The organism is Mycobacterium marseillense, from assembly GCF_010731675.1.
GTDB lineage: Bacteria > Actinomycetota > Actinomycetes > Mycobacteriales > Mycobacteriaceae > Mycobacterium > Mycobacterium marseillense.
Map to the genome: position 1 here is coordinate 2,003,693 of NZ_AP022584.1, position 13,336 is coordinate 2,017,028.

The following is a 13,336-nucleotide window of genomic DNA, read 5'->3' on the forward strand; positions in this document are numbered from 1 at the left end:
ACTGTGGTCGGCATGAGTCGGCCGTCCACGTGCGCCACGATCCTCGTTGCGGTGACCGCGCTGCTGGCCGGCTGCGTCCCGGGCCTGGCCGCCAACCCGCGCTTCGCCACCAATTCCGGTGCCCGCCCGCAGGGAGCGGCCACCTCGAAGCCGCCGCCCAGCGGCCCGCCCCCGATCGCCGCGCCCAAAAACGACCTCGCGTGGCACGACTGCACCTCGCGGGTGTTCGCCGACGCGGCGGTACCCGCCGCCGCCGGAGTGCAGCTGGACTGCGCGACCTACGACTCCGACCTGGACCCGGTCAACGGCGGGGGCGGCAGCCTGAGCATCGGCGTGGTGCGCGCGCGGTCGACCAAGACGCCCCACGATGCCGGCCCGCTGGTCTTCACCACCGGCTCGGATCTGCCGTCGTCGGCGCAATTGCCGGTCTGGCTGTCCCGGGCCGGCGCCGACGTGCTCGCCGCCCACCCGATCGTCGCCGTCGACCGCCGCGGCATCGGCATGTCGAGTCCCATCGACTGCCGGGACAAGTTCGACCGCCAGGAGATGCGCGACCAGTCGCAGTTCCAGACCGGCGACGATCCGGTGGCCAACCTGTCCGAGGTCGCCAACACCGCGACCACCAACTGCACCGACGCCATCGCACCCGGCGCCTCCGCCTACGACGACGCGCACGCGGCCTCCGACATCGAGCGGTTGCGCAGCACGTGGGACGTGCCCGCCCTGGCGCTGGTCGGCATCGGCAACGGCGCCCAGGTGGCGCTGGCCTACGCCGGATCTCGGCCGGACAAGGTCGCCCGCCTCGTCCTCGACTCACCGGTCGCGTTGGGCACCAACGCCGAAGCCGCCGCCGAGCAACAGGTCAAGGGGCAGCAGGCCGCGCTCGACGCCTTCGCCGCCCAGTGCATCGCCGTGAACTGCGCGCTGGGACCGGACCCCAAGGGCGCGGTCAGCGCCATGCTGGCCGACGCCCGCGCCGGCAAGGGTCCCGGCGGCGCGTCGGTGGCGCAGGTCGCCAACGCCATCACCGTCGCGCTGGGCTTTCCCTCCGGCGGGCGCGTCAACGCCACCACCGACCTGGCCAACGCCCTGGCCGCCGCCCGATCCGGTGACACCAACGGGCTCAACAGCCTGATCAACCACGCCAACACGCTGCAGGATTCCGACGGCCAGTTCGTCAACGTCTGCAGTGACGCCGTCAACCGCCCGACCCCGGACCGGGTGCGTGAGCTGTTCGTCGCCTGGGGCAAGCTCTATCCCCAATTCGGCACCGTCGCCGCGCTCAACATGGTCAAGTGCGTGCACTGGCCCACCGGCTCCCCGCCGCCCTCACCGAAGACCCTCAAGGTCGACGTGCTGCTGCTCGGCGTGCAGAACGACCCGATCGTGGGAACCGACGGGGTCGCGGCGACCGCGGCCAGCATCATCAACGCCAACGCGGCCAGCAAGCGGGTGATGTGGCAGGGCATCGGGCACGGCGCCAGCATCTATTCGGGCTGCACGGTTCCGCCGCTGGTCGGCTACCTCAGCAGCGGCAAATTGCCCAACACCGACACCTACTGCCCGGCCTGATACTGCCTTCAGGGGCACCGCTGCCCCGGTGTACGGTGCGCTGGTGACGGCAGCTGAATCGACCCGAACCGGCTCGCGCGAGCGGCTCCTGGCCGCCTTTCGTCCCCGCACCGGCGCGCCGAACGTGGCGAGCATCTTGCGGTCCGCGCTGTGGCCGATCGCCATCCTTTCGGTGCTGCACCGCAGCATCGTGCTCACTCTCAACGGCAATATCACCGACGACTTCAAGCCGGTGTATCGCGCGGTGCTGAATTTCCGGCACGGCTGGGACATCTACAACGAGCACTTCGACTACGTCGACCCGCATTACCTGTATCCGCCTGGCGGCACGCTGCTGATGGCGCCGTTCGGGTATCTGCCCTTCACCCCGTCACGGTTTTTGTTCATCCTGATCAACACCGTCGCCATCCTGATCGCGTGGTACCTGCTGCTTCGGATGTTCAAATTCACGCTGGGTTCGGTGGCCGCGCCCGCCTTGTTGCTGGCCATGTTCTGCACTGAGAGTGTGACCAGCACGCTGGTGTTCACCAACATCAACGGCTGCGTCCTGCTGGCCGAGATGTTGTTCCTGCGCTGGCTTTTGGACGGGAGGGTCAGCCGACAATGGTGGGCGGGCCTCGCGATCGGGCTCACGCTCACGCTCAAACCCGTGCTCGGCCCGCTGCTGTTGCTGCCCTTGCTGAACCGCCAGTGGCGAGCGTTGGTACCCGCGTTCGCGGTGCCCGTCGTCGTCAACCTGGCCGCCTGGCCGTTGGTCAGTGATCCGATGGACTTCGTCACCAAAACGGTGCCCTACTTCTTGGGCACCCGCGACTACTTCAACAGCTCGATCGAGGGCAACGGCGTGTACTTCGGCCTGCCCACCTGGCTGATCGTGTTCCTGCGAATCCTGTTCACGCTGATCGCCATCGGGGCCATGTGGCTGCTGTACCGCCACTACCGCACCCGCGATCCGCTGTTCTGGTTCACCAACTCGACAGGGGTGCTGCTGCTGTGGTCATTCCTCGTGTCGTCGTTGGCCCAGGGCTACTACTCGATGATGTTGTTCCCGTTCCTGGTGACGGTCGTGGTGCAGAACTCGCTGATCCGCAACTGGCCGGCCTGGCTCGGGATCTATGGCTTCATGGCGCTGGACGACTGGCTGATCTACCGGTGGATGAGGTACGGCCGCGCACTGCAGTACCTCAAGATCACCTACGGGTGGTCGCTGCTGTTGATCGTGACGTTCACGGTGCTGTACTTCCGGTATTTGGACGCCAAAGCCGAGAACCGGCTGGATGACGGCATCGATCCGGCGTGGCTGACGGAAGAGCGGGAGCGCGCTAGCGTGGATGCATGACCTCCCCCGACGTGTCGCAGCCCAAGGTGCAACTCAGCGACGACGAGTGGCGCAAGAAACTCTCCCCGGAAGAGTTCCACGTGCTGCGCCAAGCCGGCACCGAGCGACCCTTCACCGGTGAATACACCGACACCAAGACCGAAGGCGTGTACCAGTGCCGGGCCTGCGGGGCCGAATTGTTCCGCAGTACAGAGAAATTCGAGTCGCACTGCGGCTGGCCGTCGTTCTTCGACCCGGCGAAATCCGAGGCGGTGATCCTGCGGCCCGACCATTCGATGGGGACGACGCGCACCGAGGTGCTGTGCGCGACCTGCCACAGCCACCTGGGCCATGTGTTCGCCGGTGAGGGCTACCCGACCCCGACGGATCAGCGGTACTGCATCAACTCGGTCTGCCTGCGCCTGGTGCCGGCCGAATAACGTCGCCAGACTCTTCTCGCCAGGTGCCGCGACACTTAAACGGTTGCGACGACGCGCCGCACAGCCTCGCAACCCTTTAAGTTTCGTGGGATCCCACCGCCGCGTCGTTACGTCTTTGAGGTTGTGGACGACGTATTCGTGGGCAGCGAGGCAGTGCGGCTCGGGCTGGTGAGCGCCTATCAGCTGCGGACGGGCTTCCGCGCGATCTATCCAGACATCTATCTGTCGAACGCCGCGACACTGTCGCTGAGGACGCGTTCGGCTGGGACGTTTCTGTGGTCGCGGCGGCGCGGCGTGCTCGCCGGACTCGCCGCGGCGGCGCTGCACGGGTCGCGATGGATCGACGATGACGAGCCCATCGAGTTGATCTGGCGCAACCCGCATCCGCCGCGCGGTGTGATCACCCGAAATCAGCGCATCGAGCCCGACGAAGTCACCTGGCTCAGCGGTTTGCCGGTGACCACTCTTGCCAGGACCGCGTTCGACCTTGCCCGGCAAGGTCCAATCGGCGAGGCGGTGGCGCGGATCGACGCGTTGATGCGCGCCACGCCGTTCTCGCTCGAGAATGTGCTGCTGCTGGCCAAGCGATACCGCGGTGCGCGCGGCCTGCGTCGGCTGAGGTTGGCCCTGCCTCTGGTCGACCCGGGCGCGGCGTCGCCCAAGGAGACGTGGTTGCGCTTACTGCTGATCAACGCCGGCCTGCCCGTCCCGACCACGCAGATACCGGTGCAGTACAACTGGCGACTGATCGCGTTACTCGACATGGGCTGGGAGGAATACAAGGTGGCCGCCGAGTACGACGGCGATCACCATCGCACGAACCGTAAGCAGTACGCGCGTGATCAGAGTCGGCTACGAGAGCTAGAAGAATTTGGGTGGACCGTCATCCGGGTGATCGCCGACGACAAGCCGGGCGAGGTTGTGGACCGCGTGCGCCGTGCACTCATCCGCCGCGGATACCGCGACACGTAACCAATTGCGATGACATGCCGAAAAGCATCGCAGCGGTTTAAGTTTCGCGGTATGGGTGGCGCGCGGGCGGCCGGACGTCAGTCGATCCGCGTCGCGTGCAATTCCCAGAACGGCGCGTACACCGGGCTGCCATCGAGCCAGGGCTCCATGGCACGGAACCGTTCCAGCAACTTCTCCGCCTCGTCGGCCATGTCGGGATTGCGCGCGGCCATCATTTCGATGGACTCGGCGCTGATGTTGACCTGGTAGGTGGTCGGACCCAGATAGGTGATCTCCCAACCGGCGGCCGGCAGCACGTCGCGAAAGTCGCTCTCGGACAACGACCGCAACATCTTGAAGCCGTTGATGTTGTGTTCGCCGAACTCGAACATGTACAGCCGCGCGCCGGGCTTGGTGGCGCGCCGCAGCGCTTCGACGTAGGACCGTCGCAGCTCGGGCTCGGTGGCGAACGTGTGATAGAAGGCGCAGTCGACCACCGTGTCGAAGTGGCCGTCGAAACCATCCAGCTTCGTGGCGTCGGCCAGCTCGAAATTCACCGACACCCCGGCCTTTTGGGCGTTTTGCCGGGCGCGCTCGACGGCGCCCGCCGAGCCGTCGATGCCGGTCGCCGAATACCCCTTCGAGGCGTAGTAGATGGCGTGATGGCCGGGGCCGGTGCCCGGGTCGAGCACCTCCCCCCTGATCGCACCCACCGCCACCAGCTGCTGGACCACCGGTTGCGGGCCGCCGATGTCCCAGGGCGTGGCGGTGGGCAGGCCGTGCGACGTCCGGTCGTCGCGGTACATCTGCTCGAAGCGGGTGGGGTCGGTCGGATCGAATGCGGCTGTCATGGCAGGGATTTCACCAACTGCTCGACCGGCACCCGGGGGCCGGTGAAGAACGGCGTCTCCTCGCGCGTGTGCCGGCGGGCGTCGGTGGCGCGCAGTTCGCGCATCAGGTCGACGATGCGGTGCAGCTCGGGAGCCTCGAAGGCCAGGAGCCACTCGTAGTCGCCGAGCGCGAACGCCGGGACCGTGTTGGCGCGGACGTCCTTGTATTCGCGGGCGGCCATGCCGTGCTCGGCGAGCATGCGGCGGCGTTCCTCGTCGGGCAGCAGATACCACTCATAGGACCGCACAAAGGGATACACGCAGATGTAGGCGCCGGGCTCCTCGCCGGCCAGGAACGCGGGGATGTGGCTCTTGTTGAACTCGGCCGGTCGATGCAGGGCGACGCTGCTCCACACGGGCGAGCTGGCCCGTCCCAGCGCGGTGGTGCGACGGAAGTCGGCGTAGGTGGCCTGCAGCGCCTCGACGCGTTCGGCGTGGGTCCAGATCATGAAGTCCGCGTCGGCGCGCATGCCCGCCACGTCGTAGAGACCGCGCACCACGACGCCGCGCTCCTCCTGTTGCTTCAGGAACGTCGACACCTCGTCGATGATGTCGTCGCGCTGGTCGCCCAGCTCACCCGGCTCCACCGAGAAAACCGAGAACATCAGGTAGCGAATCTGGGAGTTGAGCGAGTCGTAGTCGAGCTTGGCCATGAAACCTATCGTGCCACTTGCGCGTCCGAGCCTCCGATGGCCCTGATCACACTTTCGGCCGCGCGCCCGGCCGCGCCGACGCAGGCCGGCACCCCGATGCCGTCGAGATAGCTGCCCGCCACCGCGAGCGTCGGCGGCAGACCCGCACGCACCTCGGCGACCAGGTCGGCGTGGCCGGGGCCGTATTGCGGCATGGCGTCGATCCAGCGCTGCACCCGGACGTCGACGGGGACGACGTCCAGCCCGAACACGGTGGCCACATCACCCAACGCCCAGGTCAGCAGCTCGTCGTCGGAGGTGCTGGCGGCTACGTGATCGCCGAAGCGTCCGAACGACAACCGCAGCAGCTGCACGTCGGCGCGGGCGCCCCACTTGCGGGATGACAGCGTGATGGCCTTGGCCCGCAGCCGCTCACCGGTGGCCACCAGCACGCCCGAGCACTCGGGGAACGCCGTGTCAGCCGGCACCGCTAGCGCCAGCACCACCGACGATGCGCTGGCGATGCGCCCGGCCGCGGCGACGCTGCGGGGCGCGATGTCGGCGAGCAGCCGGCACGACTCGTGCGCCGGGACGGCCAGGATCACCGCGTCGGCCCCCCAGCGGGCGCCGGTGTCGTCGAACACCGCCCAGCCCGGCTCGGCGCGCTCGATCCGCGACGCGGCGGCACGCACCCAGCGCGGCCGGGCGCGCGCGGCGAGCTCCTCGACCAGCACCCGGTACCCGCCGTCGAGCGCCCCGAACACCGGCGCGCCGGTGTGCGGCGGCAGCGTCTTCGTGACGGCGGCGGTCAGGCTGGCCGCGCCACGGTCCAGGGCCGCGGCCACGGTCGGGGCGGCCGCGCGCAGGCCGATGGTGGCCGCCGAGCCCGCGTAGACCCCACTGAGCAGCGGGTCCACCGACCGCGAGACCACCTGGTCGCCGAACCGGTCGCCCACCAGGTCGGCCACCGCGGGGTCGCTGCCGGCGTGCCAGTCCAACGGGCGGGAGGGCTCGGCATCGATGCGCCCGAGCGTCGCCTCGTCGACCAATCCCGCCACCGACGCCGCCGACGACGGGATGCCGACGACCGTGCCCGTGGGCAACGGACTCAGCTGCTGCCCGCTGTAGATCAGCGGTCGGGCGCCGGTCGAAACCAGTTGGCGCCCGGTCAGGTTCAGTTCGTCCAGCAGCGCCGGCAGCTCGGGGCGGCGCAGCACGAACGCCTCGGCGCCCAGGTCCATCGGCGCCCCGCCGACCAACTCGGTGCGCAGGATCCCGCCCAGCCGCTCCCCCGGGTCGAACAGCGTGATGGCCGCGTCGCCGCCGAGGGCCGTGCGCAGCCGGTAGGCCGCTGTCAGCCCCGAAATACCGCCCCCGACAACGCAATACGAACGGGACGTCATAGCGAATGGACCAGCGACACCAGGTCGGTCAACAGCGCGGGGTCGGTTTCGGGCAGCACGCCGTGGCCGAGGTTGAAGATGTGACCGGCGGCGCCGACGTCGACCGCGCGCCGGCCGTCATCGATGACCACGCGCGCCGCGCGTTCGGTCACCGGCCAGCCTGCCAGCAGGACCACCGGATCGAGGTTGCCCTGCAACGCCGTGCCCGGTTGCACCCGGGCCGCCGCGTCGGCGAGCGAGGTTCGCCAATCGACGCCTACCACGGACGCGCCGACCTCCGACATCGCGCCCAGCAGTTCGGCGGTGCCGACGCCGAAGTGCGTCATCGGCACGCCGCAGTCGGCGAGGGCGGCGAAGATGCGGGCGCTGTGGGGCTGCACGTACGCGCGGTAATTGGCCAGCGACAGTGTGCCGGCCCACGAGTCGAACACCTGGATCGCGTCCACCCCGGCATCGAGTTGCACCCGCAGGAAGCCGACGGTGACGTCGGTCAGCTTCTGCATCAACGCATGCCAGCTGTCGGGGTCGGCCAGCATCATCGCCTTGGTGCGCGCGTGGTGACGGCTGGGTCCGCCCTCGATCAGATAGGACGCCAGGGTGAACGGCGCACCGGCGAAACCGATCAGCGGGACGTCGCCGAGCGCGGACACCAGCAGCGACACCGCGTCGGAAATCGGCTGAACCCGTTGGCGGTCAAGGGGTTTGATCGCGGCCACGTCGGCCGCGGTGCGCACCGGCGACTCGATCACCGGCCCGACGCCGGCGACGATGTCCAGGTCGATGCCGGCGCCGAGCAGCGGCACCACGATGTCGGAGAACAAGATCGCGGCGTCGACGTCGTGGCGGCGCACCGGCTGCAGGGTGATCTCGCAGACCAGCTCGGCGTCGAAACAGGCCGACAGCATGTCGTGCTGGGCCCGCAGCGCCCGGTATTCGGGCAGCGACCGGCCGGCCTGCCGCATGAACCACACCGGAGCCCGGCGGGGTTTACGGCCGCCCGCGGCGGCCAGATACGGCGACTCAGGAAGGTCGCGGCGGGGGTCCGCACTGTTCGTCATCGGCCTCAATGCTGCCATGACCGGAGAACGCCCTAACGCCGCTGCGTACTATCGCGACCGCAACCGTTTGAACGTCAGGAGCCCGGATGCCAGTCGACCAGCCCCCAGCCAATTACGACGAGTTCCCGAGCCTGCGCTGCGAGCTCGCTGACAACGGCGTGCTGACGCTGGTCCTCGACTCCCCCGGGCTCAATTCGGTCGGGCCGCAGATGCACCGCGACCTCGCCGACATCTGGCCGGTGATCGACCGCGACCCGGCCGTGCGCGCCGTCCTGGTCCGCGGCGAGGGTAAGGCCTTTTCCTCCGGCGGCAGCTTCGACCTGATCGCCGAGACCATCGGCGAGTACGAGGGCCGGATTCGCATCATGCGCGAAGCCCGCGATCTGGTGCACAACATGATCAACTGCGACACCCCCGTCGTGTCGGCGATCCGGGGACCGGCCGTGGGCGCGGGACTGGTGGTGGCCCTGCTGGCCGACATCTCGGTGGCCGGCCGGACCGCGAAGCTCATCGACGGGCACACGAAGCTGGGTGTGGCGGCGGGCGACCACGCCGCGATCTGCTGGCCGCTATTGGTCGGCATGGCCAAGGCCAAGTACTACCTGCTGACCTGCGAAACCCTCCTGGGCGAGGAGGCCGAGCGGATCGGCCTGGTCTCGACCTGCGTCGACGACGACGACGTCCTGTCCACCGCCACCCGGATCGCCGAGAACCTGGCGCAGGGCGCGCAGAACGCGATCCAGTGGACCAAGCGCAGCCTCAACCACTGGTACCGCATGATGGGCCCCACCTTCGAAACCTCGGTCGGCCTGGAATTCCTCAGCTTCAGCGGCCCCGACGTGCAGGAAGGTCTGGCCGCCCACCGCGAGAAACGCCCCGCCCGTTTCACCGGCGGATCTGCCACCTGAGCAGCACATATACGTTTGGTGGAGGGCTGGTAACGGCTTGGTCGCGGCGGGTTTGAAACCCGGCGCGCCTGTCGCGGCGTGTCAGGCGATAGGTCTACCGTCGATCCCTGTGACCCGTGCCGTGACATCGCAGAACGGTCGGGATGAACAGGAGCGACGGCAAGTGACCTCATCCGAACCGGCCCCCTTCCGCGAGGCGGTAGCGGCGATGAACGCCGTTGCCGTGCGGCCGGAGATCGAGCTGGGTCCGATCCGGCCGCCGCAACGCCTGGCACCCCACAGCTACGCGCTGGGTGCCGAGGTCAAACATCCCGACCGCGAGATCATCCCCGAACGGTCCGACGGCGACGCCTTCGGCCGGCTGATCCTGCTCTATGACCCCGAAGGGGCCGACGCGTGGGACGGCACCATCCGCATGGTCGCCTACATCCAGGCCGACCTCGACCCCAGCGAGGCCGTCGACCCCCTGCTGCCCGAAGTAGCGTGGAGCTGGCTGGTCGAGGCACTGGAGTCGCGCATGGAAGACGTCGTCGCGCTGGGCGGCACCGTCACAGCCACCACCTCGGTGCGCTACGGCGACATTTCGGGACCGCCGCGCGCCCACCAGCTCGAGCTGCGGGCGTCGTGGACCGCGACGTCGCCCGCCGTCGGCGGGCACGTCGAGGCGTTCTGCGAGGTGCTGGAGCACGCCGCGGGCCTGCCGCCCGCCGGAGTCACCGACCTGAGCTCGCGGTCACGCGCCTAGCATGGGCGAACCGTCGCCGGACGGGCCGGGCAGCAGCGCGCCCGGCAGTAGCGAACCCGCGCCCACCCCGCTTCCGCATCCGGCCGAAGGCGTCCCACCCATCTCGGTGAGCGTGTACGAAATCGAGGCCGCGGCGGCGCGGCTGGACCGCGGGCGCGGACCGTTCGCGGTGGACGCCGAGCGGGCATCGGGTTTCCGCTATTCCAACCGGGCCTACCTGATCCAGATCCGCCGGGCCGGCTCCGGCACCGTGCTGATCGACCCGGTGAGCCACGGCCGCGACCCGCTCGAGGCCCTGCGGCCGGTGGCCGAGGTGCTGGGCTCCGACGAATGGATCCTGCACTCGGCCGATCAGGACCTGCCCTGTCTGGCCGAAGTGGGCATGCGGCCGCCGGCGCTGTATGACACCGAGCTCGCCGGACGGCTGGCCGGATTCGAACGCGTGAACCTGGCCACCATGGTCGAGCGGCTGCTGGGTTTCGGGCTGGCCAAGGGCCACGGCGCCGCCGACTGGTCCAAGCGGCCTCTGCCCGCCGATTGGCTCAACTACGCCGCCCTGGATGTGGAACTGCTCATCGAGATGCGGCAGGCGATCGCGGAGGTCCTCGCCGGGCAGGGCAAAACCGATTGGGCCGCACAGGAATTCGATTACCTGCGGGACGCGGGCACGAAGGATCCGGGCGCCGCCGTGCGGCCGGACCGGTGGCGGCGAACGTCGGGGATCCACAAGGTGCGCGATCAGCGTGGCCTGGCCGCGGTCCGCGAATTGTGGTTGACCCGCGACCGGATCGCGCAGCGCCGCGACATCGCGCCGCGGCGCATCCTTCCCGACTCGGCGATCATCGACGCCGCGCTGGCCAACCCGATGACCGTCGAGGAACTGGTCGCGCTGCCCGTGTTCGGTGGGCGCAATCAGCGCCGCAGCGCCGCGACGTGGCTGGCGGCGCTGGACGCCGCGCGGCAGAACAAGAATCCGCCCGTGGACGCCGAACCGCCGAACGGGCCGCCGCCCCCGGCGCGGTGGAGCCGGCGCAAACCGGAGGCGGCCGCGCGGCTCGAGGCCGCGCGGGCGGCACTGTCGGAGGTGTCGGAGCGGGTGCACGTCCCCACCGAGAACCTGGTCTCGCCGGATCTGGTGCGACGGCTGTGCTGGGACTGGGAGGCCGCCCCGGATCCCTTCGAGGCCGTCGAGGCGTTTCTGCGGGCCGGGCAGGCCAGGCCCTGGCAGCGCGAATTGGTGGATCCCGCTCTGGCCCGCGCGCTGCAGGCGCCAGAAGACACCGATTAACGTCGCGGATTAACTTCGGGGCCGACGCCGAACGTGCAACCACTGCGAGAAATCGCGCTCCGAATCGCACTGAGTACACGTTCGGCGAAAGACCCGAGAGGGCAGGCGCCGAAGTCGAGTCAGTCCAGGTGCTCGCGGATCTCGGCTTCGGCCTCGCTGCTGCCCAGCGCGGCGACCCACCCGGTGATGCGGCGTGCCACGTCCTGATCGGTCAGCGTCAGGTCCGCCAGCAGCTCGCCCCGGGAGGCATGCTCGTAGAACCGCTGCGGCAGGCCGACATCGCGGCAGGGAACGTCGATCTCGGCGTGGCGCAGCGCGGCCGACACCGCCGAGCCCACCCCGCCGTTGACCCCGTTGTCCTCGCAGGTGACGACCAACTTGTGCCGCCCCGCCAGGTCGAGAAGCTGGTCGGAGACGGGCAGCACCCACCGCGGGTCGATGACCGTGACGCCGATCCCCTGATCCTGCAACCGCTTGGCCACCGCCAGCGTCATCCGCGCGAACGGCCCGACCCCCACCAGCAGCACGTCGTGGTTGCATCCACTGGCCGGCACGGCGAGCACATCGACACCCGAGATGCCCGACCCGAGGCGCTCGATCGCCGGAATGTCCTCGCCCACATCGCCTTTGGGGAAGCGCAGCGCCGTCGGCCCGTCGTCGACCTCGAGCGCCTCGCCGAGTTCCTCGCGCAACCGGGTGGCGTCGCGGGGGGCGGCCACCCGTATGCCGGGCACGATGCCCAGCAGCGACAGGTCCCACATCCCGTTGTGGCTGGCGCCGTCCGAACCGGTGATCCCGGCCCGGTCCAGCACCATGGTGACGGGCAGCCGGTGCAGCGCCACGTCCATCATGATCTGGTCGAAGGCGCGGTTGAGGAACGTCGAATAGATGGCCACCACTGGGTGCATCCCGCCCATGGCGAGGCCGGCCGCCGACGTCATCGCGTGCTGCTCGGCGATGCCGACATCGAACAGGCGGTCCGGGAACTGCTGCCCGAACGGCGTCAGCCCGGTGGGGCCGGGCATGGCCGCGGTGATGGCCACGACGTCGCGGCGCTTGCGGGCGTAGCCGATGAGCGCATCGGAGAAGGTCGCCGTCCAGCCCGGGCCCGCGACGCTGGTCGCCTGGCCGGTCAGAGGATCGATCACCCCGCACGAATGCATCTGCTCGGCTTCGTCGTCCTCGGCGGGCGCGTAGCCCATCCCCTTGCGGGTCACCACGTGCACGATCACCGGGCGCCCGAAGCCGCGGGCATGGCGCAGCGCGGCCTCCACCGCGCGTTCGTCGTGGCCGTCGACGGGGCCCACGTACTTCAGCCCCAGGTCGGTGAACAGCAGCTGCGGCGACAACGAGTCCTTGATGCCGGCCTTGACGCTGTGCATGACGCGGTAGGCCAGCCTGCCGACCAGCGGCAGCGCCCGCAGCGCGTCGCGGCCCCGTTCCAGGGCCTGCTCGTACACCGGTTGCAGGCGCAACGTGGCGAGATGGTCGGCCACACCGCCGATCGTCGGGGCGTAGCTGCGGCCGTTGTCGTTGACGACGATGATCACCGGGCGGCCCGAGGCGGCGATGTTGTTCAGCGCCTCCCAGCACATGCCGCCGGTCAGCGCCCCGTCGCCGACCACCGCGACCACGTGCCGATTGCGGTGCCCGCTCAGCTCGAAGGCCTTGGCCAACCCGTCGGCGTAGGACAGCGCGGCGCTGGCATGGCTGGACTCCACCCAGTCGTGCTCGCTCTCGGCGCGCGACGGATAACCGGACAGCCCACCCTTTTTGCGCAGGGTTTCGAACTCGTGGGAACGCCCCGTCAGCATCTTGTGGACGTAGGCCTGATGGCCGGTGTCGAAGATGATCGGATCGTGCGGCGAGTCGAACACCCGGTGCAGCGCGAGGGTCAGTTCGACCACGCCGAGATTGGGCCCGAGGTGTCCCCCGGTGGCAGCGACCTTGTGAATCAGGAACTCGCGAATCTCGGCGGCCAATTCGCGGAGCTGATGCGCAGAAAGGTGCTGCAGATCAGCGGGCCCGCGGATCTGTTCCAGCATCCCGTCAGTCTACGCAGCCGGCGCCGCGGCGCACGGACGGCGAGTTGCGAGTTCCACCCGTGATCGCCGTGGCCGCGCCTTTGGTA

The 13,336-nt window shown here is 69.3% G+C and carries 12 protein-coding genes; 7 read left to right on the forward strand and 5 right to left on the reverse strand.

Features of this window, described 5'->3' with window-relative positions:
• Positions 1-12: 12 nt before the first annotated feature.
• The 4 genes from G6N26_RS08810 to G6N26_RS08825 all read left to right on the forward strand — a co-directional run bounded on the left by G6N26_RS08810 (position 13) and on the right by G6N26_RS08825 (position 4,302).
• Complete coding sequence (locus tag G6N26_RS08810; RefSeq protein ID WP_083017303.1) at positions 13-1,572, forward strand: alpha/beta hydrolase; 1,560 nt, start codon at positions 13-15, stop codon at positions 1,570-1,572.
• 28 nt (positions 1,573-1,600) lie between these two features.
• The gene (aftC, locus tag G6N26_RS08815; protein WP_083017305.1) at positions 1,601-2,911 is read left to right on the forward strand and encodes an arabinofuranan 3-O-arabinosyltransferase; all 1,311 of its coding nucleotides are present in this window, start codon (positions 1,601-1,603) and stop codon (positions 2,909-2,911) included.
• The gene (msrB, locus tag G6N26_RS08820; RefSeq protein ID WP_083017307.1) at positions 2,908-3,330 is read left to right on the forward strand and encodes a peptide-methionine (R)-S-oxide reductase MsrB; all 423 of its coding nucleotides are present in this window, start codon (positions 2,908-2,910) and stop codon (positions 3,328-3,330) included. The genes aftC and msrB overlap by 4 nt, the downstream gene beginning before the upstream one ends.
• A gap of 123 nt (positions 3,331-3,453) precedes the next feature.
• Entirely contained in the window at positions 3,454-4,302 is an 849-nt protein-coding gene (locus G6N26_RS08825) for an endonuclease domain-containing protein (protein ID WP_067168103.1), read from the forward strand.
• 77 nt (positions 4,303-4,379) lie between these two features.
• Here the strand turns inward: G6N26_RS08825 and G6N26_RS08830 are convergent, their stop codons facing one another.
• From G6N26_RS08830 to hemE, 4 genes are read right to left on the reverse strand one after another with little or no spacing between them, the layout of a single operon-like run.
• Positions 4,380-5,132, reverse strand: coding sequence for a class I SAM-dependent methyltransferase (locus G6N26_RS08830; protein ID WP_083017309.1), 753 nt, complete (start codon positions 5,130-5,132; stop codon positions 4,380-4,382).
• Complete coding sequence (gene hemQ, locus G6N26_RS08835; RefSeq protein ID WP_067168101.1) at positions 5,129-5,824, reverse strand: hydrogen peroxide-dependent heme synthase; 696 nt, start codon at positions 5,822-5,824, stop codon at positions 5,129-5,131. Before hemQ ends, G6N26_RS08830 begins: the two co-directional genes overlap by 4 nt.
• Before the next feature lie 5 nt (positions 5,825-5,829).
• On the reverse strand, positions 5,830-7,206 hold the full coding sequence (locus tag G6N26_RS08840; RefSeq protein WP_083017311.1) for a protoporphyrinogen oxidase: 1,377 nt from the start codon (positions 7,204-7,206) through the stop codon (positions 5,830-5,832).
• The gene (gene hemE, locus G6N26_RS08845) at positions 7,203-8,264 is read right to left on the reverse strand and encodes a uroporphyrinogen decarboxylase (RefSeq protein WP_083017313.1); all 1,062 of its coding nucleotides are present in this window, start codon (positions 8,262-8,264) and stop codon (positions 7,203-7,205) included. Before hemE ends, G6N26_RS08840 begins: the two co-directional genes overlap by 4 nt.
• Before the next feature lie 86 nt (positions 8,265-8,350).
• Between hemE and G6N26_RS08850 the strand changes: the two genes are divergently transcribed.
• The 3 genes from G6N26_RS08850 (at position 8,351) to G6N26_RS08860 (ending at position 11,205) form a co-directional block, all read left to right on the forward strand.
• On the forward strand, positions 8,351-9,172 hold the full coding sequence (locus G6N26_RS08850) for an enoyl-CoA hydratase/isomerase family protein (RefSeq protein WP_083017315.1): 822 nt from the start codon (positions 8,351-8,353) through the stop codon (positions 9,170-9,172).
• 163 nt (positions 9,173-9,335) lie between these two features.
• Positions 9,336-9,917: a DUF3000 domain-containing protein gene (locus G6N26_RS08855; RefSeq protein WP_067168097.1), complete on the forward strand. Its 582-nt coding sequence runs from the start codon at positions 9,336-9,338 to the stop codon at positions 9,915-9,917.
• Between the two features lies 1 nt (position 9,918).
• A complete protein-coding gene (locus G6N26_RS08860; protein WP_083017317.1) occupies positions 9,919-11,205 on the forward strand; it encodes an HRDC domain-containing protein in 1,287 nt (428 codons plus the stop codon).
• A 119-nt stretch (positions 11,206-11,324) separates the two neighbouring features.
• Here the strand turns inward: G6N26_RS08860 and dxs are convergent, their stop codons facing one another.
• The gene (dxs, locus tag G6N26_RS08865; protein WP_083017319.1) at positions 11,325-13,250 is read right to left on the reverse strand and encodes a 1-deoxy-D-xylulose-5-phosphate synthase; all 1,926 of its coding nucleotides are present in this window, start codon (positions 13,248-13,250) and stop codon (positions 11,325-11,327) included.
• Between the last annotated feature and the right edge of the window lie 86 nt (positions 13,251-13,336).

Excerpts from the sequence above, each read along its gene's own strand:
- hemE (WP_083017313.1), bottom strand. The coding sequence starts at position 8,264 with ATGACGAACAGTGCGGACCCCCGCCGCGACCTTCCTGAGTCGCCGTAT.
- G6N26_RS08830 (WP_083017309.1), bottom strand. The coding sequence starts at position 5,132 with ATGACAGCCGCATTCGATCCGACCGACCCCACCCGCTTCGAGCAGATG.
- G6N26_RS08810 (WP_083017303.1), top strand. The coding sequence starts at position 13 with ATGAGTCGGCCGTCCACGTGCGCCACGATCCTCGTTGCGGTGACCGCG.
- G6N26_RS08860 (WP_083017317.1), top strand. The coding sequence starts at position 9,919 with ATGGGCGAACCGTCGCCGGACGGGCCGGGCAGCAGCGCGCCCGGCAGT.
- G6N26_RS08850 (WP_083017315.1), top strand. The coding sequence starts at position 8,351 with ATGCCAGTCGACCAGCCCCCAGCCAATTACGACGAGTTCCCGAGCCTG.
- msrB (WP_083017307.1), top strand. The coding sequence starts at position 2,908 with ATGACCTCCCCCGACGTGTCGCAGCCCAAGGTGCAACTCAGCGACGAC.
- hemQ (WP_067168101.1), bottom strand. The coding sequence starts at position 5,824 with ATGGCCAAGCTCGACTACGACTCGCTCAACTCCCAGATTCGCTACCTG.
- G6N26_RS08840 (WP_083017311.1), bottom strand. The coding sequence starts at position 7,206 with ATGACGTCCCGTTCGTATTGCGTTGTCGGGGGCGGTATTTCGGGGCTG.
- dxs (WP_083017319.1), bottom strand. The coding sequence starts at position 13,250 with ATGCTGGAACAGATCCGCGGGCCCGCTGATCTGCAGCACCTTTCTGCG.